This is a genomic window from Legionella antarctica (assembly GCF_011764505.1).
GTDB classification, from domain to species: Bacteria; Pseudomonadota; Gammaproteobacteria; order Legionellales; family Legionellaceae; genus Legionella; species Legionella antarctica.
In genome coordinates, this window is sequence record NZ_AP022839.1 from 1 (window position 1) to 24,261 (window position 24,261).

Below are 24,261 nucleotides of genomic sequence, written 5' to 3' on the forward strand. Positions count from 1 at the left end.
GTGTCAACAACTGTTTGGCAAAAATGTTTAGGTTTATTACAGGATGAGTATTCTGCTCAGCAATTCAACACTTGGTTGCGTCCCTTGCAAGCTCATACAGATGAGCAGCGCCTGGTTTTGCTTGCCCCAAATCGCTTTGTTGTCGATTGGGTAAAAAAACATTTTTTTACGCGTATTGAAGAACTAATTAACCAATTTTGCGGCGATGATATCAAGTCTGTTTCCATTGAAATTGGTAGCAAAGCTATTGAGCCGATCGTATCTTCAGCTGATGCCTCGGGCTCTTCTTCTGAAGCTGCTGGAACTAAAACAATATCTAAAAAAGCTGTGGATTATAAAAGCAGCCACTTAAATAAAAAATTCGTATTTGATAGTTTTGTTGAGGGAAATTCTAACCAGTTAGCACGAGCAGCCTCTATGCAAGTAGCAGAGCGTCCCGGTGATGCCTATAATCCATTGTTTATCTACGGCGGTGTGGGATTAGGTAAAACCCATCTGATGCACGCAATTGGCAACAATATTCTCAAGAGTAATCCCGAGGCGAAGGTACTCTATTTACATTCAGAACGCTTTGTTGCTGATATGGTGAAGGCTTTGCAAACAAATTCCATTAATGAGTTTAAACGTTTTTATCGTTCTTTGAACGCATTGCTCATTGATGATATTCAGTTTTTTGCTGGTAAAGATCGTTCCCAAGAAGAGTTTTTCCATACCTTTAATGCGTTATTAGAAGGTCAGCAACAAATTATTTTAACTAGTGATCGCTATCCGAAAGAGATCGAGGGTATGGAAGAACGGCTTAAGTCTCGTTTTGGTTGGGGTTTAACCGTTGCAGTAGAACCTCCTGAATTGGAGACTCGAGTAGCTATTTTAATTAGTAAGGCAGAACAATCAAATATCGAATTGCCCTATGAAGTCGCTTTTTTTATTGCTAAACGCATCCGCTCTAATGTTAGAGAACTCGAAGGTGCTCTGCGACGGGTTATCGCGAATGCACATTTCACTGGTAAATCTATTACTATAGAGTTCGTACATGAGGCTTTGCGTGATCTTCTCGCCTTACAAGATAAATTAGTCACGATAGAGAATATTCAAAAGACTGTTGCTGAATATTACAAGGTAAAAGTGGCTGACTTACTTTCTAAACGTCGCAGTCGCTCAATCGCGAGACCACGCCAAATGGCTATGGCTTTAAGTAAAGAATTAACCAATCATAGTTTACCTGAAATAGGCGATCATTTTGGTGGCCGAGATCACACTACCGTCATTCATGCCTGTAGAAAGGTCAAGGAATTGGTACAGGATGACAGTGATTTTGCCGAAGATTATAAGAATTTAATGAGAATTTTATCGTCCTGATAAGGAGCTTGTCTTGTTTGAGTTTGCTATAAAAAAGGAAGATCTGCTGACTCCTTTGCTTACAGTTGCCGGAGCTGTTGATAAAAAACAATCCCTGGCCATATTGTCTCATTTTTTATTGAAGTTATCTGATGGCTTATTGTTCATTACTGCCACTGATTTAGAGATAGAAATTTCTGCCCAGGTAGTGTGCCAGTCGAATAGTTCTGCAGGGTCTATTACTGTCCCCGCAAAAAAATTTATTGATATCATTCGTTCACTCGATGAACATGCTACTCCTGCCATTGTTTTTGATAATGGTGTTTTAACTATTAAACAGGGACGTAGCTCTTTCAAATTGGCAACTTTACCTGCAGAAAATTATCCTTCAAGCGAGGATGAGTGTAATGATGTTGAATTAACTATACCTCGTCTGGTGTTATTGCAATTATTACAGTCCACTCATTTTGCAATGTCTCAGCAGGATGTGCGTGTTTTTCTTAACGGTTTATTTCTTGAGTTTGAGCCTAACCTAATTTCTGCCGTTGCTACTGATGGACACAGAATGGCTATTAGTCGTTATTCTTGTTCCAATGTTAGTCATAGCAAACTCTTACTTCCTAAAAAAGGAGTTCAGGAGTTGTTGCGGCTTTTAAATTGCATCAACGATGAGCATGTCTTACTTGCTGCTGGCAAATCACACGTCAAATTAATTGCGAGTCAGTTTATTTTCTTATCCAAATTGATTGAGGCGCGTTTCCCTCCCTATGCCAAAGCGATACCGAAAGAGCAGAATAAATACATCATTATTGATTGTGCTGCCTTAAAACGATCCTTGTCACGTATTGTTATTTTGGCCCATGAAAAGTCCAAGGCCGTTATGCTTTATCTCCAGTCTGGTCAGTTGACTCTGATTGCCCATAATAACGAGCAAGAAGAAGCTGTGGAATCGTTAGTTGCTGAAACTCAGGGAGAAGAGTTAAAAATTGGATTAAATGCAACCTATTTGCTTGATGTTTTAAGCCATTTAGGAGAAGGCCAGATACGCTTGTCTATGTCAAATACTGACAGTAGTATTTTAATTGAATCGTTACAAAACGATTCGTATCAATACATTATTATGCCTATGAAAATATGATTTTAACGGATTTACAGATTCATCATTTGCGTAATATTTCTTCCGCACATATCTCACTTAACTCCCGATTTACTATTATAACTGGGCCTAATGGAAGTGGTAAAACGTCTATCCTGGAAGCACTTTATTTACTTAGTTGTGGTCATTCTTTTCGCTCTCGAGAAATTGCATCAGTTGTAACTCACGGTCAATCGACCCTTACTGTGTTTGCTCGTGCACAAAATGAAAATACGATTAGTATTCAAAAATCATGCTCCGAACCTACTCAGATTAAATTAAATAACCTTTTTTGCACCACTACCAGTCAGCTCGCTTATGCCTTACCCTGTCAAATTTTCTATTCTGATATATTCCAGATTATAGATGCAGGCCCTTCTACGCGACGAAGTGTTCTTGATTGGGGATTGTTTCACGTGAAACCTGGTTACCTGGTTTTATGGAAAGAATATAAAAAAGTATTAAAACACCGTAATGCCTTATTAAAAAAACATGCACCCTATGCTCATTTTGTTCCCTGGGATCAACAGTTAAGTCATCTCGCGCATCAGCTTGATAATTTGAGAGAGAGTTATTTTGACTTGTTGAAAACAAGATTTTACGATGTTCTGCAGCATTTAACAGATAGTCCCTGCAGTATCGAATATGTTAAAGGTTGGGATAAAAAGAAAACGGGAAAGCCCTTAGAGCAAATTCTTGTTGAACATTTTAAAAGTGATACTCTAAAACAATATACTCAGTACGGAGCCCATCAGGCTGATATCACTATTGAAAGTAACGACATCAGGGCAAAACAACTGCTATCCCGCGGTCAGCAAAAAATTATTTTGATAGCGTTAAAACTTGCTCAAGGCGACTTACTCCAACACCCCTGTTTGTATCTTTTTGATGATTTGGTTTCTGAACTTGATCATTGCCATCAAAAAAATTTACTACGGTATCTTAATCGACAACAAGGACAATTTGTTATAACTTCAATAGATAAACTGGACATTATTGCTGAATTTCCTCCCGATCAGGTGCTTTCATATTCCATTGAAAACGGTTTGATAGCTAATAAACCAACCCATAATATTGTTTCACGTGAAACATGGCGTTCAGAAGAGTTCAAAACCCAGCTCATTAATGATGCTCCTATTTGATAGTTCAGAGTGATATAGTGGCTTTGCAATCGGATTTAAAAAGAAAACCCTCCTGAGATTAATCTCCATACTTCAAAAGACCCATCAAAAACAAGCTATGATAGTTTTGAAAAACAGAGTTGCAAAAATATCGTTCAGAAGATTATATAGCCAGAGCAGTCCCCAATGAAATAGCTGAGCCAGGTAACATAAACTTTTGCGATTTCGGCAAAAAATTCAAGAATCAAATTTAGTTAGAAAAGCGGAAGGGCTTGTTTTGGTCAGTTGTAGGGATGGTAAACTTAGAGCAAATTCATCAGCACACAATCAATTAAAGCCTATCCTGATTCGACTTTAGAAGGTTTCAGAAAAAACCCTACTTATGACTAGTTAGCTGAACAATGCCCCAACTTTGCAGATCCCTTCATGGATTCTTTGCCGATGACTAGACTCTCTCTAAACTAAATTGAACGGTTAAAATTTTAATACTAATAGCAATGTAATCGATAGCGCTTACTCCAAATCAGAAGAAGCAGATAGATGGCCGCAAAGTTACCCGGAAGATATAAACCCTCAGTAAAAGATGCTATAATGAGTGCATTTGAAATGCCACAATATGGTAAATGAGGTCCCTAATGAGCGTTGACGCCAGTTATGATTCAAATAATATTAAAGTCCTAAAGGGTTTAGATGCAGTAAGAAAAAGACCAGGTATGTATATAGGCGATACTGATGATGGAACAGGGCTTCATCATATGGTATTTGAGGTGGTTGATAATTCCATCGACGAAGCTTTAGCCGGTCACTGTAAAGAAATATTTGTAACCATTCATGGGGATGAATCCATTACCGTTAAAGACGATGGCCGTGGAATTCCAGTAGATATTCATAAAGAGGAAGGCCGATCCGCGGCAGAAGTTATTTTGACTATCTTGCATGCCGGAGGTAAATTTGATGATAACTCCTACAAAGTTTCAGGTGGACTACATGGAGTAGGTGTGTCTGTTGTTAATGCTTTATCCGAAGAATTGCATTTAACAGTACGTCGTCATGGAAAAATACATGAGCAAAATTACCGTCATGGAGTTCCCACTGCGCCTATAACAGAAACAGGGGATGCAACAAATACCGGGACTCAAATCTGGTTTAAACCAAGTCCTGCAACCTTCACCAACATCGAATTCCATTATGATATATTGGCCAAACGCTTAAGGGAGTTATCCTATCTTAACTCCGGAGTATGTATTCATTTATACGATGAGCGTACACAACGTCAAGACACCTTTCATTACGAAGGGGGAATAAAAGCTTTTGTAGAACATCTAAATAAAAACAAGACTCCTATTATCCCCATTGTTTTTTCAATGAATGCAGAAAAAGATGGCATTGTGGTAGAGCTGTCCATGCAATGGAACGATTCCTATCAGGAAACCCTCTTTTGTTTTACCAACAACATTCCGCAACGTGATGGCGGAACTCATATGGCGGGATTTAGAGCAGCATTAACCAGAACCTTGAATAATTATATTGAAAATGAAGGTTATGCCAAGAAAGCAAAAGTATCACCCACAGGTGATGATTCCCGTGAAGGTTTAACCGCAGTACTTTCGGTCAAAGTACCTGATCCCAAGTTTTCTTCTCAAACGAAAGATAAGCTGGTTTCTTCTGAGGTCAAATCAGCAGTTGAATCCAGTGTTGCAGAAAAATTTAATGATTTTTTAATGGAGAATCCGGCTGCTGCAAAAGCAATCGTTGCTAAAATCATTGATGCTGCAAGAGCACGAGAAGCTGCTCGTCGCGCCCGTGAAATGACGCGTAGGAAGGGTGCTTTGGATATAGCAGGGTTGCCAGGAAAACTGGCAGACTGCCAGGAAAAAGATCCGGCATTATCCGAGTTGTATTTAGTTGAGGGTGACTCGGCAGGTGGTTCTGCAAAACAAGGACGCGATCGAAAATTCCAGGCTATTTTACCGCTCAAGGGTAAAATATTGAACGTTGAGAAAGCGCGATTTGATAAAATGCTTGCCTCTCAGGAGGTTGCTACTCTTATTACTGCCTTAGGTTGTGGTATAGGTCCAGATGAGTATGATCCGGATAAAGTGCGTTATCATCGTATTATCATTATGACTGACGCCGATGTCGACGGTTCACATATTCGAACACTGTTATTAACTTTTTTCTACAGGCAGACACCTGAACTGGTGGAAAGAGGGTATATTTACATTGCCCAACCGCCTCTCTATAAAGTCAAGCGCGGGAAACAAGAGCAATACGTTAAAGATGATGAAGCGTTATTTGATTACTTAACCCAAAGCGCCCTAGACGGCGCCGCATTTTATCCTGCACAGGATGCACCTGCAATAACTGCGATGGCTTTAGAAGAATTAGTGCAGCAATTTAGACGCGTTGAGAAAATTATCAAACGTTACAAGCGAAGATATCCTTCTGATATTTTGAAGCGTGTTGCATATCTACCCGTTTTACAGAATGATGATTTTAATCAAGAAGCAAAAATTGCTAATTGGTGTAAACAGTTACATTTAAGTTTGCAACAAGTAGACAGTAAAACAGAACAATATAAAGTCGAGATGCAAGAGCTTCCTGACAGTAATTTATTTATTCCGCGAATAATAATCACCCAGCATGGAATGGATAACTATATTCCAATGAATGCTGAGTTTTTCTATTCTAAAGACTATAAAGAGATGGTTAACTTAGGTTCAAAATTAGCAAGCCTGGTCGACGAAGGCGCATACATCAAACGAGCAGATAAAGTTCTTGCTGTTGAAAACTTCGAGCAAGCATTAAATTGGCTAATGGAAGAGGCTAAAAAAGGACAAACCATCCAGCGTTACAAAGGTCTCGGAGAAATGAACCCCTCACAACTATGGGAAACAACTATGGATCCAGCAGTAAGGCGAATGCTGCAAGTGAATATAGAAGATGCGGTTGCTGCAGATGCCATCTTTACCACTTTAATGGGTGATAACGTAGAGCCTAGAAGAGACTTTATCGAATCGAATGCTTTGGATGCTGAAAATATAGATATATAAAACCACTTGAAAAGTAAAGCCCTCCAATTTGAATAATCTATGGCGGGCTTTTCTCGGTATAAATATTCAAAATGTGATTAAATATAACAGGGCTATGCAGTTGACTAACCCAACCACTATATATAGTATTCGGCCACATGAATATCTACCCCAAAAATGTGGTTGAACTGATGGATCTTTTTCCAACTGAAGAAGCTTGTTTAGAATATTTAAGCCTTATTCGTTGGCCTGATGGCTATGTGTGCATGCGTTGCGATGGAAAGGATGTTTGTAAAATGAGCAGCGGGTTATACCGTTGCCAAACGTGTCGGTATGCCGGATCAGTCATTTCTGGAACGCTTTTTCAAGATACACACAAACCTCTTCGGCTATGGTTTCAAGCCATCTGGTATGTAGTGAGCCAAAAAAACGGCGTTAGTGCACTTGGGCTGCAGAAGGCACTTGGACTGGGTAGTTATCACACGGCTTGGGAGTGGTTACATAAACTTCGTAGAGCTATGGTGCGGCCTGGTCGTGATAAGTTGAGTGGTATTGTTGAAGTAAATGAAACCATGATTGGTGGCGAGCACGCAGGCACACGGGGTCGTGGTGCGGGCGGTAAAACATTAGTGTTGATAGCAGCAGAAGACACAGGCGGTGGCATTGGACGCATTAGGCTTTCTACTATCAGTGATGCATCCGGTGGCGTATTGACCGACACTATTCAGAAAATGGTTTCACTAGGCAGTACAATCCGAACAGATGGCTGGAGTGGATACAGTGGTTTGAGCAGTAACGGGTATACACATTTGTCGATTAGTAATAATAACGTGAAAGAGACCGATGCAATTCAGATTGCTCATCGTGTTGCGTCGTTACTTAAACGCTGGTTGGTTGGCACACACCATGGTGCTATTAACCACAAGAATTTACCCTACTACCTTGATGAATTTACGTTTCGATTTAATCGAAGGACATCCACATCAAGAGGTAAGCTTTTTTTGCGATTAATACAGCAGGCGCTTGAAATTGATCCAGTGCCAGCAAAATCGCTAAACACTATATGTAGTGGTTAGGTTAGTAAACTGCATAGCCCTGAAATATAATTACATTTGCATCATCAATTGAGACGTCCCTAAATCAGAGTCCAGATTACGTTCTTTTGCATTATATTGAGGTAGGGGTAAATCAGAGTCCAGATTACGCTCTCTTTCAATAAATTGAGATAGGGAGAAATTAGCGTCCAGATTAGGTTCTCTTTCTTTAATGCGTTGTTCTTTACAGGACAGGCAGACCCCACAAAGGCATTTAAGGGTTCGACTGACAATTAAGGGCGTGGCTCCAAGCGATGCCCCCAAACCTATACTCAACAACCACCCGGAAACTGGAAGAAAGCAAGATGCCACTGCTCCCCCAACAATACCAAATACACAGAAACAGCCTGTAAACTGGATCTCTTCTTCAGTAATGTTAATGTCTTCAAATAGTTTGTCCTCGGAACGCACTGACCATGCTTCTAGATCAGATTTCAATAGGTTGCGAGATTTTTTAAGGGCATCAATTTCAGCTATTTCTTTATTGCGCGCCATCTTCTGATCAAAATAGTCACGACATATTTCGAGGAACTTTGGAAAGTCACCGTTAAATTCCCGGTTGCTTATTTTAATATGTATGTTGGGCAACTGACAAATCATGTCATAGGCGGATTTACTCGTTATTATTAAATTAGCGAGAGAACGGGCATCAAGGAACAGCACAATTTGCTGAATCAGGTCTGTTGGTAATGTGTTAAAAAAGCCCATTCTGATCGTTCGCTTTACCGAATTGTGTTCGTTCATTTTTAGTTGCACAAATACACCTTTAAATAAATTAAAATAGAGTTAGGACATCGCCATCCACGAGATCAAAAAGAAGACAGGCTTAATAATATCCTAAGCTAAATTAAACATGTTATCTGAAAGAAATGAAAATGACAAAAGTTCTGGTTCTTATCGATGTTGATGCGATGGTAATCGCAGATTGACTATAAAATTTTTTGCACAATGGGTATGATTCATTAGTTTAATCTAGTTATCCCAAGGTAATCCCAATTTCGCAATAACGAGTTTGTTACTGTATTCGGTCATGGTTCCTATTAGTGTCTGAGTACAGATAGTATAAAACGAGGATTTATGGCAGTAAATTACTTCAAAATACATTTATTAAGAGAATAATCTGGATTAAAGTGCTGCATCCTTGCAGCGAGTACGTCCATTGTACTGGTCCTTTATTTAACATCCTGTCAGAGGTAATCCCTTTCATCCTTTTGTTAAGTATATACAATTCGTTGAGGGAGTCATTGCGTGTAGTGAGGACAGAAGTGCAAGAGATATCTCAAAGAGTAGAGGGTATTTTCTTCCATTGGCGAGAAAAGCCTGTTCTCTAATAAGAAAATACCAGAATTTAAGTTGGAAACCAGTAAATAGTGTTTGAAACATTCAGTCTTGGTACGGATGTTACTTACTTACTGGTTGTTGTTGAGTAATACAATGAATGCCCCCCCCCCCAGCAAAAACATCCAGAGCATCAATTTGTCTTATCTTATAGCCTGAGAATAATTGTTTGAACAGTTGAAAGGCTTCTTTATCATACGATTCATAACCAAATGCAGGCATCACGATACCCTTATTGGCCAGATAAAAATTAATATAGGATAAAGTGAGCCTTTCATCATCAAGATAGGTGGCCGGGGGTTGCTCCACTGTATAAACCTCCAGGGTACGTCCTTTGGAATCTTTAGCAGACTTAAGAGTTTCAAGATTTTCTTGTAACCTGAGATAATTGGGATCTTGAGGGTCTTTAGTTATAAGACATAAAACCTTACCTGGTGCAATAAAGCAGGCAATCTCATCAATGTGTCCGTCAGTTTCATCGCCTAATAGGCCTTGATTTAGCCAAATAATTCGTTCGCCACCTAGATAATCATTAAGGTATTGTTCAATCTCTTGCTGCGAGAGATTGGGGTTGCGATTGGTATTGAGCAAACACTCTCGGCTGGTTAAAATGGTACCTTCACCATCAACGTGAAAGGAGCCTCCTTCCATAACCAGAGGCGCATGGAAATAATGAGCCTGGGTTAATTTCAGGAGGACGGAAGCAATTTGATTGTCTAATGTACAGTCGGGATAATTCCCGCCCCAGGCATTATGAATCCAATCAACTCCTGCCAGTTTTTGGTCTTGATTCAATAAAAAAGTAGGGCCTGTATCTCTGGTCCATGAATCATTGATAGGAATAGTGACCAGCTCAATGTTTTTTCCACAATATTGCTTTGCCGAGGGTTCATCTCCAGGATTAACTAATAATGTGACTGGCTCAAATTGTGCTATGGCTTGAGCAACTCGAGCATAGGCTATTCGCGCTCTCTCCAAACCTACTTTAGTCCAGGTAGCTGGATGACAAGGCCAAGCCATCCAGCATCGTTGATGTGGATGCCACTCTGCGGGCATAAAAAATCCTGCTTGTTTTGGTGAGTTCGTCATTACGGTCTATGTCCATCAAGATAGGTTAATTGAGAAAAAATACTTCTTAATTCATTGAGATAGGAAAGCATGGTCTCTTTGGATAATCCAGTTTGAATTAATTGTTTTTCATAAGACTGAATTAATTTTTTGGTATCAAAATGGGCAAAATTCAGTACATTAGTTACTGTATCACCACTAACCAAATCGTTAATTTCAAACTTCCCATCATCTGAAAGTTTTACGTCTAAAGAGTTAGTATCGCCAAATAGATTATGCAGATTGCCTAGTATTTCTTGATATGCTCCAACGAGGAAAAAGCCTATTGAATAGGGATTATTTATATCGTATGGAGGCAGCATTAACGTAGAGGTGACACAGGAACTTCCTGGATATAGCTTGATAGTACCATCCGAATCACAAGTTAAATCCTGTAAAATACTGTGCATGGTTGGCGGTTCAGTTAACTGCGAAATAGGTGCTACGGGAAAAATTTGTCCAATAGCCCAGGCATCAGGAATGGATTGGAAAAAAGAGATATTACAAAAAATTTTGGCCGCCATGCTTTCATTAATCATTAATAACAAGGATTGCTCAGTAGGATTGTCCTCGTCCAATCTCTCTTTTAATTCCATGCAGATATTTGTATAAAATGCTTCAACTTTAGCTTTTTCTTGTAAACTTATCACACCATGTTTGAATAAAGAATGAGCCTCAGTCAGCGAATGCTCAGCATAATTGTAGATTTCTGTTGGTGAACTGTCGGTGATTGCCTGATAGGTATCATAGATGTCTTGAATTACATGAGAATCTTCTTTTTCAATATTAGGCAGTACAGGTGACTTATCAATTATTTCGATATCAGTAATATTGGAGATTAATACCGCATGATGTGCGGTCAATGCTCGGCCTGATTCGGAGATTAGATTGGGCTCCGGTACTTCTGCATCCTGGCATATATGTTTAAGGGCTAGCAGAATATGAGTTGCGTATTCGCTAAGGCTGTAGTTCATAGAGCAGCCTTTGTTAGAACGAGTGCCCTCATAATCAACGCTGAGACCACCACCAACGTCTATGGTGTCTATGGGTGCATTTAGCTGACGTAATTCAACGTAATAACGTGACACTTCCTGCATGCAGTGACGAATATCATGGATGTTAGCTATCTGTGATCCTAAATGACAGTGCATTAACTGGAGGCAATCAAGCATTTTATTGGCTTTTAACTGCTCAATCAATTCTAATACCTGTTTGGCATTTAAACCAAATTTAGATTTAACCCCGCCGGTATTCTCCCATTTACCCGCGCTTTTACTCACTAAGCGGATACGAACACCAAGAGTAGGTTTTACCTGCAGCCGAGCAGATTCACTTAAAATGATATCTAGCTCAGACTTCTTCTCAATAACAATAAAAACAGTATGTCCCATTTGTTGAGCTATCAAGGCGGTGCGGATGTAACTGCTGTCTTTGTAACCATTACACACTATGGTACTGTGTCGATCGCCGAGCATTCCAATTACGGCCATGAGCTCCGGTTTACTGCCGGCCTCCAGACCGATACTGTTTTCGGGAGCTTTCAGTAATTCCCTAACAACACTTTGCTCTTGGTTAACCTTAATAGGGTATACCAGCTTGTAGCTGCCCGTATAATCTGTCTCTTCTCGAGCATGGGTAAATGCCTGATAAATCCGGTGAACTCGATCATGCAAAATGTCACTGCAGCGAATTAAAAGGGGTAAGTGCAAGCCCGCTCGATGTGCTGCATCAACAATAGCCTGTAGCTCAACACCTTTTTTCCCTGGTTTCCTGCTTATTTCGATATTTCCCTTAGCATTGATGCTGAAGTATCCCTCACCCCAATTTTCAATATTATACAAATTTTCATCGGCTAGTTCTTTGCTATTCATTCTATCAAGTTCCAATAAGGGTCAACGAGACCGGGTTAATTCGTGATAAGTATCTGGTTCACGTTGTTGGGCAAATGGGAATAATCGTCCCCACAAATCGCGTTGGCCAAAATCTAATTCAGCTACCAGTACCGCGGGTTCATCGCGTGGGGCTTGTGCCAGAATTTCACCCATGGGCGTGCTAATGAAACTACTGCCATAAAATTGTAAGTTATCTTCACCACCAATTCGATTCACCGCAATAATAAACGTATTGCTCATGATACCTTGAGCTACCATTACTTTTTGCCACATTGGTTGGCTATCAAACCCGGGCGCTGTTGGCTCACCGCCTATGGCAGTTGGGTATACTAAAATTTCAGCTCCTTTTAATCCATAAATTCTTGAGAGTTCGGGGAACCATTGGTCGTAACAGGTAGGTAGCCCCATTTGATGCCCGGCTATGGAGTGAACAGGGTAGTCAGAGTCTCCGGGTTTAAAGTAGAAGTCTTCGTGGTATTTTTCACCACTGGGGATATGTTGTTTTCGGGTAATGGCAATTAACTCACCTTGGGTGTTAAATGCTACAGCAGTGTTGTAGCCTGCTTTTTCAAAAAGAGAGGCGGTAATGCAGATTTTATTTGCCTTCGCCATTTTGCCAACAAATTGGGCTGTTGGCCCTGAGTAGATATCTTCCATATAGGGTCGGCCGTCTACATCTGAACGAGTACAAAAATAAGGGCTTAGGGTAAGTTCTTGTAAACAAACGAGTTGTGCACCCTGCTGGGCTGCAGAACTTATTCCTGCGGCTAAATTATCTTGATGTTCTGTTGCGTTTTCATACCATGGTTGTTGAACCAGTGCTGCCTTTAACTTATTTTGCTTCATTAGCGTTCCCATTTAAATTGCTTTAAGATGCTCTTCCCACCTTAGTTCCACATTGCTGTGCTGAACTATCCCAGCTTAAGTATACTGAAGTGTAGACTAAAAATACGGCTATGTTATCAAAAAAAACTCGTATTGTACCAGTATTAATTTCAATTAGCTTTAAATTATGTTTGAGAGACTTTTTGCGCTAAATGGTAAAAGCACAGAACGGTATCCTGTCAGAATCGCCGGGTAAGTGTCTGCCACTGAGCCCGGACTAATCCGAGCCGCGCGCGTCAGCAAGCGGAATTATCTCGAGATGCTTATGTGGTGCATGGAACCTGCCGCACTTTAAGTAAGATTAATTCAGCCAATGATGGCATTTCAAATTTTTTAGTCACCCTATCGTAAATATACTGATAAACGTTAACTTTCAGTTTTCTGGCCGTCTGTACAATCGTGGCAAACGTATCCTTTGATTTGGTGCCATTTTGGGAGACCGTTTGGAGATTGATGTCGCGTATCCTTGCTTGAAACCGTGTCCCTAATTCAGAGGCATTGTTGTGCAATGGCAGAAATGGATGGTCTAACACCAATAATAACGCTTGTTTTTTAGCACGTGTCTTTGCAATGCGTTGATCTAAAACATCATAGCCTGTCGTGGTTGCGAACAAAGTATCAAATTGCATTGATAGTTGTTGGGCCATTGATTGAGATGGAGCCGTCTTGTAAGTCAATAATGCATGGTAGAAATCCCATAATTGCTCAAGAAATACAGCCAATATATTCTGATTCATATCTGAGAATGGAGTGAGTTTTTTATAATGACGACCTTCATGGATCCAGCACAGCGCATGATGTAGGGCCAATTTATTAAACTGAGGCGCATCATCTGTCATTAAATAATGGATGAAGTATTTCGAGTGCTGATAATAGGCAAGAGCTGCTGACTCAAGAATTATGCGTCGATTCGTGCTGTGTTTTTTTGGATTTGGAAAAAGTGTTCCCATCAAACTATCGATTGATTCACGTGTGAGGGGTTGTGCATGCAGCATTGGTTTAATTTGATCCAACCATTTTTTTGCGAGACCAAACTCATCCATTAACTCATAAGCCTCCTGATTAAACATAAACTTTAATTGGTCTCGACACAGCAACTCCAATAAGGTCAAGCGATCTTTTTTACGACGAGTGAAGTATGCTGTAAAAAAGTCATTACATAAAACATGGGTGTAGTGATTTTTGCCGTTAACACGACTGCCTGTGTCATCCATCTGCTGGTACAAGCCTGCGTTGCTACCGGCATCGACAATATCTTCTTTTTCCTGATGAAAAATATCATTGCCTTCTGTCAGCATGGAAGCAATTTTACCATGTGATATTTGAATACCACATGTTTTTAAAAAGCGCTCAATGGCGCTCTCCGTCATCCCTGCATCACGGTATAATGTGATGACCAGCGCTTTAACCCCAGGACCAAATTCACTGCCCTTATATTCGCCAGGAATCGGCGCAATAAAGGTTTTTTTCAAAGATGGTGAGTAATACGTTTCCAGCTTGAATTCAACATTATCCGTGATGATTTTTAGATCCTGGATGATTCGAATCTCAAAACCCTTGAACTTGGCGTCATCTGGCAGCGTTGCTTTGTCCAGAGCAATCGTAACACGTCTATCAATACGTACGTTTTTTTTGTCTTTGCCTGTGTTTTTATTGTTCCCTTTACCACGTTTATTGCGATCTCCTTCAGATGAATGATTGGAATTGCCTGTATTATCGCCATTGCTACCTTTGGATTGACCGCGAATATTAGGTTTGCCCTGTTCACCCTTAAGGCGGTTTATCTCATCACGTAATACTTGGTTTTCCTCTCTGAGCAAAGCATTTTCTTCGGCAAGCATTTCGACCAAATTAACCAATACCTTAATGATAGTCACGGCCTTTTTGTCGGCAAGACTATCGATATCTTTTGTTAACTCATCTAAAACTTGTTTGATTTCTTGGCGTTTCATCATCTACCACTGCGTTACTAATGCTGATACGGCAATCATAACATGACTTTTTTTGAACGCATTTTTCGAGTTTTAACGCCACTAAGGGCTAAGAAAAAATCTGACCTCAGGAGGGAGATGTTTTATTAGTGAAAGGGGCTACATTGTGATCTTGGGGATCTTAGGGCATGCATATTGCATGACTTACGTTTGATATGGAAAAACATCAGTTTTACAGAAAAACCGTGTCAATAGGTATTTTGAATATTTTTAAAGAATTCCGCTTGCTGACGCGCGCGGCTCGGATTAATCCGGACTCAGTGGCAGACACTTACCCGGCGATTCTGACAGGATACCAATACTTGTCTTTGATAAACTGGGGGAAAAGCCTCAAATAACCAGGTATTATCTTTAGATAAAAGATAAAACCTGGGGTGAGCATTAAATGGATATGTTTTTTAATCTGATTTATTTCTAAATTCTTTACCACGTAAGTGACCACGCAAAAAACGAACAAATTTAGATTTAAAAGAGAAATAAATGCAAAAGAAAAAATAAACAAATACTATATTCAAAAGTGATGTGTCTTGTTGAGCAACTAACTTATTAAAAAAATAAATAGTTATTACAAGTAAGGTACTTTTTAAACCTGAAACCATACCCTTTTCTTTTAATAAATTAATGTATGTTTTATTGGCTTCATTTGGATTATACATAATGGTTACATCGACTCTTTATTTTTTTCACGTTTGATTGATCGATCATGGTTCTTCCAATCTTTATCTTTTGAAAAAATAAATGAAGCTGCTTCTTCAAAAAAATGATCCATTTCACTAATTCCAGCCCATGCACAATATTTCTGAATTTCTGCATAAATTTCTTTATTAATTTCAAGTTTAATTTTTTCTTTATCGTCAATTTTTTTAGCGTTAATTAAAGCCATTTAAATTCTCCAATGATTATCCCAGTTAGCATACCAAATCCGGTAATATTTATCACTATAAGGACACTGTAACTACTCTCTTAATAGTTTCTAAATGGATCATGATAATCATGATTCGAAGATGAATTATGAAACGTGTCATGATGGTGGTGGTTCAGCAGTTCCCGTAACCTACTCAACAGTGCGCCAGTACTGCATCCCAACTATTTTATTTCGTAAACTTTTTTGCTATTTTATCTTTAATTTAAAACTGAATGATAGAATGTCCAAAGATGTTACCAATAAGAAAATTTTTGTCTGCAGTTGGGTTGATCACTGTAGTTCGTAAAGAGTTTCAGAAAATCAAATCTCCCCGTGATGCTGCGCCAGGGAAAAATGTTATTTCGTTGACGGATTGTTTGATGTCTGCCTTTGCGATGTTTAATCTCAAGTACCCTTCATTACTCCAATTTGATAGGAGTCACCGACTGGATCCCCAAGTTCAACATAATTTAGGAACTCTTTATGGCATTGAACAGATCCCTAGTGATACGTACATGCGCGAGCGATTGGATGAAGGAGCCCCATCTACTCTGCGTAAAGTCTATAAGCGGTTATTTGCCTTTCTTCAAAGAGGGAAATCCCTGGAATCTTATCGTTACCTAAACGGTCGTTATTTACTGGCTGGGGATGGAACTGGATTTTTTGCATCCAATGTAATTCATTGCGACCAATGTTGTATTAAGCATGATCACAAATTATCTGTAGTTTTAACCACAAAGCAATCTATTACCGACCTATCTCTGAAAGCACGTAGTTATATTTTAGCTAATCCACTACGAACATATTTTGCATTATGGTATATAGATGACCACAAAAAAATTACTTTGATTCCAATTAAAGATATCGATAGTTTGCCTACATTGCTGCATGATAAAAAAATGTATAAGGAATTATCAAAAGAAGTTAAGGCGGAAATAGAGCTGGCCATCAAATCCTATCATTATGCTCGATTTCCTGACGAGAAGGTCTCGTATTACCACAATATGTATTGCGCAGCCATAGTTCACCCGGATAAAAAAGTGGTTATTCCATTTGTACCAGAACTTATCATGAAAGAAGATGGCGATACTAAAAACGACTGTGAACGCAACGCTTCCAAACGGTTATATAGGGATTTGAAACGAGAACACCCACACTTAAAAGTCATTGTCGTTGAAGACAGCTTGGCTTCAAATTACCCTCACCTCAATGAGCTTAAAAACCTGGATATGCAGTTCATAACGGGTGCTAAAGAAGGGGATCACAAAGCACTATTTAAATGGCTCAACGAACATGAGTGTATTACTTATGAGCACAAAACAGAAGACGGGGTGACGCACAGTTACCGTTATATTAATGGCGCACCACTCAATACAAGCCATTATGATTTTAAAGTAAATTTCATGGAGTACTGGGAAACAAATAAAAAGGGTGGCAAGCAACATTTTAGCTGGGTCACTGACATAACGATTACCAATAACAATGCTTATGACATTATGCGAGGAGGACGTGCGAACTGGAAAATAGAAAATCCCATATTTAATACACTCAAAAACCTAAACTACCACTTTGGTCATAATTTTGGACATGGATATAAAAATCTCTCGACCATGCTAGCCTTATTGATGATGCTCGCTTTCTTTGTTGATCAGGTTCAGGAGCTTTGTTGTAATATGTTCCAAAAAGCACTAAAAATGCGCCAATCAAAAATTGGTCTCTGGGATAAAATGAAACGCCTATTCAGTGAATATTTTGTTGATAATTGGAATGATTTATTTAACGCAATTATTCATGGGCAGGAGAAAATCAAACTTAATCCCATTAATACCTCATAGCATCTTATTTTTGAACACGGCTATTGTTTTGGTTTTAAATGAGTTTTTGAGTTTTGATAACGATTAGTGCTTGTTTTGCAATCAGATGATTTGTGAATTGCTTGTTGCTGCCCATGAGGAATAGATAGGGAATATTCTATTACCTATCGGTGGGGAGAAACTGGTAGCGGGAACCGCTGGTGGTGGTTATGAGAATCATTAAAAGAGCTGGTATGATTATTAAAATGATTATGATGGCGATTACTTTCTGCAAAGGGATCATGGCTTATTGAGTTTCCAGCACCAAAAGGATTGCCATGGATATCAACCGAACCATTCATTGGTAAACTACTTGCTGGATTTATTCGGTTTTGATTGTCATCACTAAATGAATGGGCATTGTGTCTTGTACTCTCAATTCCATTTTTAAATGATGAAAAGGTTGAATTTAACCAGTCAAAAATTTTCATAAACATTCCTTATTTTTAATGTAACTTATTTTTAAATTTGAAACCTGCACACGCCCAGTTTTATCCGCTTTTAAATCACTGATTTTCTTTATACTAAGTAGTATATCTGCTTTATACCTTTTTTGAATTATATTCTGCTGTCTGATCTAACCCCCTCACACACCACGCAGTGGCTCTGGCTAGATAGTTCCGTTTCAAGTCCTTGATTATTAACGGATAAATAATAGTTATACCATTTTTCTAAAATGATATAACATTTTTAATGAAATCAACCCGTATACAATAGTATACTAAGATAAGCCATATAAATCAGTATTATCAATGGTTCAATTTATTAGTATACTATAGCATACGAATGTATGCCATAGTATACGAAAAGCATGCTATAGAATACAGGTGTATGCCAAGGCATACGACAAAATACTGGATTCTAATTACAAATCCTTGCAGTAATCGGTCAATAAGGAGAGCAACGCAATGATGCCTTTATCCATAAGAATAGAAAGAAACGAAGAAGATTATTTAAGGAAAATAGCAGATCAAAACAATATTTCTATTGGTAAATCGCTTAAAAAAGTTTTGGAATGGTGTGCTCTCAATGATGTTGACTTATCAAAATCACACAGTGTTTTTGATGAAGAAGTTAGAAAAATGATAGAGCATATTCACGTGTCCATTCCCAACTTAATGTACCTATCCAGAATGAATACTTTGTTTTCTGGGGAGGGAATAGCCAAAGAAAAATCAGAAGAATTTAAAAAGACTTCTCTGGATTATATCAATAATACCTGCGGTGATTTTCAATACATCCATTATAATAATGTACGTGTTTCGATTAATCCATTTGGCATGAAACAGGTTCCAAGCGGCAAGGAAACAACCCTATGGAAATGATTTTGGATGCGGGAAAAGACACTATCAACTCTTTAGAAAAAATAGCAAAAATAGAAGACAAACCTCTTGATGTAATTGCTCTGGAAATGATGGCTTTAGGTGCTCGTGTTTATCATGCTTCCAAGGAAGAAAATCCAAAGAATGATATAGACATGCATAGGAATATATTAAAAACAGCTCTGGTTAATCATGAATTATTATCAGAAATATTAACCATTATCTTTAATAAAGAACGTTCAAAACTTAAGGCTTATGACAGTGAAAGCGCCATTAAAATGGCTGAGCAATTGGCTGAAAAATACTTAAGGGGTGGCGAGAGACTATAACTCTCGCTCTAAATTTCTTAGTTTGTTCCTGGTGGAGTTTGTCATTTCCTGCTTAATGAAATCTTTTATTTTCTCCTGACTTATTTGTCTTTCTATGGAGTGTACAGAGGCATTTTTTGTTATTTTTTCATCAGGATTATTGTGAGTTTCTTTAATGGAATTTGTTACATTTTGATCGTGAATTTTTTTAAATTCAGAAGGCGTTATTTCATTTTTAATGACGGCTTTTAGTGCTTCTTTCCCATCGATTACCAACACATCATTTAAGTCATGCCCTTCTTTTTTTGGCATGATGACAGACACCTTTTTCCCCTCTTTTTCAAGCCTATCAAGAGCAGCAGTTCCCGTAACCTACTCAACAGTGCGCCAGTACTGCATCCCAACTATTTTATTTCGTAAACTTTTTTGCTATTTTATCTTTAATTTAAAACTGAATGATAGAATGTCCAAAGATGTTACCAATAAGAAAATTTTTGTCTGCAGTTGGGTTGATCACTGTAGTTCGTAAAGAGTTTCAGAAAATCAAATCTCCCCGTGATGCTGCGCCAGGGAAAAATGTTATTTCGTTGACGGATTGTTTGATGTCTGCCTTTGCGATGTTTAATCTCAAGTACCCTTCATTACTCCAATTTGATAGGAGTCACCGACTGGATCCCCAAGTTCAACATAATTTAGGAACTCTTTATGGCATTGAACAGATCCCTAGTGATACGTACATGCGCGAGCGATTGGATGAAGGAGCCCCATCTACTCTGCGTAAAGTCTATAAGCGGTTATTTGCCTTTCTTCAAAGAGGGAAATCCCTGGAATCTTATCGTTACCTAAACGGTCGTTATTTACTGGCTGGGGATGGAACTGGATTTTTTGCATCCAATGTAATTCATTGCGACCAATGTTGTATTAAGCATGATCACAAATTATCTGTAGTTTTAACCACAAAGCAATCTATTACCGACCTATCTCTGAAAGCACGTAGTTATATTTTAGCTAATCCACTACGAACATATTTTGCATTATGGTATATAGATGACCACAAAAAAATTACTTTGATTCCAATTAAAGATATCGATAGTTTGCCTACATTGCTGCATGATAAAAAAATGTATAAGGAATTATCAAAAGAAGTTAAGGCGGAAATAGAGCTGGCCATCAAATCCTATCATTATGCTCGATTTCCTGACGAGAAGGTCTCGTATTACCACAATATGTATTGCGCAGCCATAGTTCACCCGGATAAAAAAGTGGTTATTCCATTTGTACCAGAACTTATCATGAAAGAAGATGGCGATACTAAAAACGACTGTGAACGCAACGCTTCCAAACGGTTATATAGGGATTTGAAACGAGAACACCCACACTTAAAAGTCATTGTCGTTGAAGACAGCTTGGCTTCAAATTACCCTCACCTCAATGAGCTTAAAAACCTGGATATGCAGTTCATAACGGGTGCTAAAGAAGGGGATCACAAAGCACTATTTAAATGGCTCAACGAACATGAGTGTATTACTTATGAGCACAAAACAGAAGACGGGGTGACGCACAGTTACCGTTATATTAATGGCGCACCACTCAATACAAGCCATTATGATTTTAAAGTAAATTTCATGGAGTACTGGGAAACAAATAAAAAGGGTGGCAAGCAACATTTTAGCTGGGTCACTGACATAACGATTACCAATAACAATGCTTATGACATTATGCGAGGAGGACGTGCGAACTGGAAAATAGAAAATCCCATATTTAATACACTCAAAAACCTAAACTACCACTTTGGTCATAATTTTGGACATGGATATAAAAATCTCTCGACCATGCTAGCCTTATTGATGATGCTCGCTTTCTTTGTTGATCAGGTTCAGGAGCTTTGTTGTAATATGTTCCAAAAAGCACTAAAAATGCGCCAATCAAAAATTGGTCTCTGGGATAAAATGAAACGCCTATTCAGTGAATATTTTGTTGATAATTGGAATGATTTATTTAACGCAATTATTCATGGGCAGGAGAAAATCAAACTTAATCCCATTAATACCTCATAGCATCTTATTTTTGAACACGGCTATTGTTTTGGTTTTAAATGAGTTTTTGAGTTTTGATAACGATTAGTGCTTGTTTTGCAATCAGATGATTTGTGAATTGCTTGTTGCTGCCCATGAGGAATAGATAGGGAATATTCTATTACCTATCGGTGGGGAGAAACTGGTAGCGGGAACCGCTGTATCAAGAGCATCTATAATAAGGCTTGTTTTATAGGTATCCTTGCCATCATTATCGACACACAAGACCACTTCTTTACCTAAATTGTGATGTTTTATATTCTTAAAATTACCCTTCCCAAGTACTGTTACTACTCGTGCCTTGTTATCTACACTGACGATACTAAGCCCTGTTTCAACCCCTTCTGTAACGTATGTTTTTTCTTTTTGATACGCTTTATTAAGCTCCACATAGTAACCCTCTTTTCTGCCAAAACTTTGCTTTATTGGATCTGATTTCTCATCTTTCCCTGCATTATTTTGATTAAGCTTAATTACTGTCATGGGTCACGATTACTAGCCCACCCTCTGGCCACTCAAAGTAGCCCACTTAGGGTAAATTTTTTTAACTCACTTGTCATCTACTAAATTAAATTTCGGTATAAATTTTTTCCTGTATGACTCCCCATCAAGAACAATTCGATAAGCTTTATTTACGATACGATCTAATGCTGCGTTTGCCATAACCGGATCATAAAATAGCTCCATCCATCCTTCTATTTTACGGTTAGTAGTTATAATTAGCATAGAGTTTACATGGATAGCTGCTATTAAATCATACAGATCAGTGGACTGTTCTGGCGATAATGCTTTCAGCCCGAAGTCATCTAAAATAAGCACATCGTATCGTGAGTAACGTTTAAAAAGCGCAGTCCATGTTTCATCCGCTCTTGCTTGGTGGAACTGATTTAACAGTTCATTCGCTCTTATAAAGCAGACTTTTTTATGTCGTTGACATGCCATTAGACCCAGGGCTTGAGCCAGGTGAGTCTTTCCGGTGCCAACAGGTCCCATGATGATGACATGGTTTTTTTCTTTGATAAACTTCCCTGTCATCAGGGTGCGGATGGCTTGTGTGACTTGTGTTGAATATCGAGCCAGTTCAAAATTTTCAAAACACTGAGGCTCCTCAAATCGAGCTTGCCTTACACGCCCAGCAAGCAATTTTTGTTGACGAGCCTCATCCTCATCCTGAAACAACATTGAGAGCAACTCTTCATAAGAGAGGGACGCTGCGCGAGCCTGTTCTACTCTTGCTAGCAGTGTGTCTGGGATCCCTGTCAAACGTAGTTTTTTTGCAAGCTCTAACATATTGATATCACTCATAATGAGCCTCCATCGTTGAGCTGTAATCACTTGCTGCGCGAATATAGGCAAAGTTCTCATGATTGGCCGAGCGCTTAGTGGAGAATGTTCTCGTGTCTTTTTTATCCAGGCCTTCCGTGAGGATTTTTTTCAATGATTGATGAGTATAATTATCAAATAAAATCGCGCGTAAACATGCATTTTCAAGGCGCTCATTACCGTATTCCTCAACCAAGCGGATGATAGCCTGGGCTTTTCTTAAGCTCGTTCTAGAGCCTTCAGCCAGTACCTTTGTGACCATTTCCTCCGTTGCCTGACCAATTGCTTTGGCCGCTTCAATACAAACGCCAGCAGTATTTTCTAAGTAATACTTTGCAGAATTATGGTAGTCATTGGGATCCGTTTCCCACTGTCCACGCCCGTAGTTACGAATATGGGTCTTAATCAAAGCATGATTCACATAGGCCTGAACGGTCTTCAAGCCAACTCTAATTTTAACCTTTGTCCCGATATGTATCGTTGGCACAGAATAAAAATTACCAGCAACAACAAAATGATGGTCACGATGAACTTGAGCATCCATCCAAATGGGCATATCAAAAGCGCCTGCTGGCAGTGGGTTTAATAAATTAAATTCTTCATTTTTAAATACGTCAATTGGCTTTTCACCAGTGGTACTGCAGATGACGTGCGATACCTTATTAGCGCACCAATCACGTGCAAAGGCGTTCATCGAGGCCAAATCATCATAGGTTATCCCCGCGATAACCTGTTCTTTTACCAATTGAACACTACGCTCAACCTTCCCCTTGTGCTCGGGCGTTCGAGCCTTCGCCGGATCGGCTATAAAGTCATAAAAGCGAGATAACTCTGCATAGGTTTCATTGACCGTTGGATCATAAATATGTGCTTTAATAATTCCCGATTTCAAATTGTCTAAAAGAATGCAGTTGGGCACGCCTCCAAAAAAATGAAAGGCATTGATATGGCTTTGCGCCCATGATTGCTGATTTTGAGAATGTACAAACTCAACATATCGATACCGACTATGTGATAACGTCATAATAAAAGCGTATGTTTTTTTATTATTGATAAACCCAACAAACGCATAGTCAACTTGTGCTTCATGCCCAGGCTTTGTTAACAAATGTACCGTAGCCTTAGGCAACGAGGGGAAATGACGTTCAATATAACGACTAAGACTTCTTCGACTGCTAACAAGACCATTATCGCTTAAAATTCGGTGTATCTGCATATGGGTAATCCACTTCTCAGTGAGGAGTGATGCTATTTTTTCGTGATGCGCCTCAAGTTCTTTTTCTGATTTATTGGGTCTGTTGTTGGCTGTAGTATTAACGATTTTATTATGTATCTGCAAAGCGATAACTTCGAGCTCATCATTGGAAATATCCTCCTGATAACCCAAATCCTTGGCCATTGAAACGTACTTGCGTATGCTCATTCGTGAAACGCTTAGAGACTTTTCAATATTGCGTTGAGTCATCCCTTTTTTGTGCTGATATAGCACCTCTCTAATTTCTGCCATTGTTTTAATCCTCATCTCATAACAAATCCGTTAGTT

General features: G+C 38.9%; 21 protein-coding genes. 9 read left to right on the forward strand and 12 right to left on the reverse strand.

Annotated features, from left to right (window positions below; genetic code table 11):
- The 5 genes from dnaA (at position 1) to HRS36_RS00025 (ending at position 7,702) form a co-directional block, all read left to right on the forward strand.
- Positions 1-1,359: a chromosomal replication initiator protein DnaA gene (dnaA, locus tag HRS36_RS00005; protein WP_173235404.1), complete on the forward strand. Its 1,359-nt coding sequence runs from the start codon at positions 1-3 to the stop codon at positions 1,357-1,359.
- A 13-nt stretch (positions 1,360-1,372) separates the two neighbouring features.
- A complete protein-coding gene (dnaN, locus tag HRS36_RS00010) occupies positions 1,373-2,476 on the forward strand; it encodes a DNA polymerase III subunit beta (protein WP_173235406.1) in 1,104 nt (367 codons plus the stop codon).
- On the forward strand, positions 2,473-3,615 hold the full coding sequence (recF, locus tag HRS36_RS00015; RefSeq protein WP_173235408.1) for a DNA replication/repair protein RecF: 1,143 nt from the start codon (positions 2,473-2,475) through the stop codon (positions 3,613-3,615). The genes dnaN and recF overlap by 4 nt, the downstream gene beginning before the upstream one ends.
- Before the next feature lie 614 nt (positions 3,616-4,229).
- Positions 4,230-6,647, forward strand: a complete 2,418-nt coding sequence (gene gyrB / locus HRS36_RS00020; protein WP_173235410.1) for a DNA topoisomerase (ATP-hydrolyzing) subunit B — start codon at positions 4,230-4,232, stop codon at positions 6,645-6,647.
- A 137-nt stretch (positions 6,648-6,784) separates the two neighbouring features.
- Positions 6,785-7,702: an IS1595 family transposase gene (locus HRS36_RS00025; RefSeq protein ID WP_173235413.1), complete on the forward strand. Its 918-nt coding sequence runs from the start codon at positions 6,785-6,787 to the stop codon at positions 7,700-7,702.
- Positions 7,703-7,732: 30 nt separating this feature from the next.
- Here HRS36_RS00025 and HRS36_RS00030 read toward each other — a convergent pair whose 3' ends face one another.
- The 7 genes from HRS36_RS00030 to HRS36_RS00060 all read right to left on the reverse strand — a co-directional run bounded on the left by HRS36_RS00030 (position 7,733) and on the right by HRS36_RS00060 (position 15,816).
- Positions 7,733-8,476 (reverse strand): F-box protein, encoded by a 744-nt coding sequence (locus tag HRS36_RS00030; protein WP_173235415.1) that lies wholly within the window; start codon positions 8,474-8,476, stop codon positions 7,733-7,735.
- Positions 8,477-9,121: 645 nt separating this feature from the next.
- Positions 9,122-10,147: an agmatine deiminase family protein gene (locus HRS36_RS00035; RefSeq protein ID WP_173235417.1), complete on the reverse strand. Its 1,026-nt coding sequence runs from the start codon at positions 10,145-10,147 to the stop codon at positions 9,122-9,124.
- Positions 10,147-12,036: a biosynthetic arginine decarboxylase gene (gene speA / locus HRS36_RS00040; RefSeq protein WP_173235419.1), complete on the reverse strand. Its 1,890-nt coding sequence runs from the start codon at positions 12,034-12,036 to the stop codon at positions 10,147-10,149. The genes HRS36_RS00035 and speA overlap by 1 nt, the downstream gene beginning before the upstream one ends.
- A gap of 21 nt (positions 12,037-12,057) precedes the next feature.
- Positions 12,058-12,903, reverse strand: a complete 846-nt coding sequence (locus HRS36_RS00045) for a carbon-nitrogen hydrolase (protein ID WP_173235421.1) — start codon at positions 12,901-12,903, stop codon at positions 12,058-12,060.
- 302 nt (positions 12,904-13,205) lie between these two features.
- Positions 13,206-14,897 (reverse strand): IS66 family transposase, encoded by a 1,692-nt coding sequence (locus HRS36_RS00050; RefSeq protein ID WP_173235423.1) that lies wholly within the window; start codon positions 14,895-14,897, stop codon positions 13,206-13,208.
- Positions 14,898-15,331: 434 nt separating this feature from the next.
- Positions 15,332-15,589, reverse strand: a complete 258-nt coding sequence (locus HRS36_RS00055; protein ID WP_173235425.1) for a hypothetical protein — start codon at positions 15,587-15,589, stop codon at positions 15,332-15,334.
- A gap of 5 nt (positions 15,590-15,594) precedes the next feature.
- Positions 15,595-15,816 (reverse strand): hypothetical protein, encoded by a 222-nt coding sequence (locus tag HRS36_RS00060; protein WP_173235427.1) that lies wholly within the window; start codon positions 15,814-15,816, stop codon positions 15,595-15,597.
- 272 nt (positions 15,817-16,088) lie between these two features.
- On the opposite strand from HRS36_RS00060, the gene HRS36_RS00065 reads away from it, so the two are divergent.
- A complete protein-coding gene (locus HRS36_RS00065) occupies positions 16,089-17,672 on the forward strand; it encodes a hypothetical protein (RefSeq protein ID WP_173235428.1) in 1,584 nt (527 codons plus the stop codon).
- 143 nt (positions 17,673-17,815) lie between these two features.
- Here HRS36_RS00065 and HRS36_RS00070 read toward each other — a convergent pair whose 3' ends face one another.
- The gene (locus HRS36_RS00070) at positions 17,816-18,121 is read right to left on the reverse strand and encodes a hypothetical protein (protein ID WP_173235430.1); all 306 of its coding nucleotides are present in this window, start codon (positions 18,119-18,121) and stop codon (positions 17,816-17,818) included.
- Between the two features lie 477 nt (positions 18,122-18,598).
- On the opposite strand from HRS36_RS00070, the gene HRS36_RS00075 reads away from it, so the two are divergent.
- Positions 18,599-19,015 (forward strand): hypothetical protein, encoded by a 417-nt coding sequence (locus tag HRS36_RS00075; protein WP_173235432.1) that lies wholly within the window; start codon positions 18,599-18,601, stop codon positions 19,013-19,015.
- Entirely contained in the window at positions 19,006-19,341 is a 336-nt protein-coding gene (locus HRS36_RS00080; RefSeq protein ID WP_173235434.1) for a hypothetical protein, read from the forward strand. Before HRS36_RS00075 ends, HRS36_RS00080 begins: the two co-directional genes overlap by 10 nt.
- Here HRS36_RS00080 and HRS36_RS00085 read toward each other — a convergent pair.
- The gene (locus tag HRS36_RS00085) at positions 19,336-19,632 is read right to left on the reverse strand and encodes a hypothetical protein (protein WP_173235436.1); all 297 of its coding nucleotides are present in this window, start codon (positions 19,630-19,632) and stop codon (positions 19,336-19,338) included. The two genes, HRS36_RS00080 and HRS36_RS00085, sit on opposite strands and share 6 nt — an antisense overlap.
- A 161-nt stretch (positions 19,633-19,793) precedes the next feature.
- On the opposite strand from HRS36_RS00085, the gene HRS36_RS00090 reads away from it, so the two are divergent.
- Positions 19,794-21,377 carry a hypothetical protein gene (locus tag HRS36_RS00090; RefSeq protein WP_173235428.1) on the forward strand — a complete coding sequence of 528 codons (1,584 nt, stop codon included), beginning with the start codon at positions 19,794-19,796 and terminating at the stop codon, positions 21,375-21,377.
- An 81-nt stretch (positions 21,378-21,458) separates the two neighbouring features.
- Here the strand turns inward: HRS36_RS00090 and HRS36_RS00095 are convergent, their stop codons facing one another.
- The 3 genes from HRS36_RS00095 to istA all read right to left on the reverse strand — a co-directional run bounded on the left by HRS36_RS00095 (position 21,459) and on the right by istA (position 24,240).
- Positions 21,459-21,878, reverse strand: a complete 420-nt coding sequence (locus tag HRS36_RS00095) for a toprim domain-containing protein (RefSeq protein ID WP_173235438.1) — start codon at positions 21,876-21,878, stop codon at positions 21,459-21,461.
- A gap of 66 nt (positions 21,879-21,944) precedes the next feature.
- Positions 21,945-22,700 carry an IS21-like element helper ATPase IstB gene (gene istB, locus HRS36_RS00100; RefSeq protein ID WP_173235440.1) on the reverse strand — a complete coding sequence of 252 codons (756 nt, stop codon included), beginning with the start codon at positions 22,698-22,700 and terminating at the stop codon, positions 21,945-21,947.
- Positions 22,693-24,240 carry an IS21 family transposase gene (gene istA, locus HRS36_RS00105; protein WP_173235442.1) on the reverse strand — a complete coding sequence of 516 codons (1,548 nt, stop codon included), beginning with the start codon at positions 24,238-24,240 and terminating at the stop codon, positions 22,693-22,695. Before istA ends, istB begins: the two co-directional genes overlap by 8 nt.
- Between the last annotated feature and the right edge of the window lie 21 nt (positions 24,241-24,261).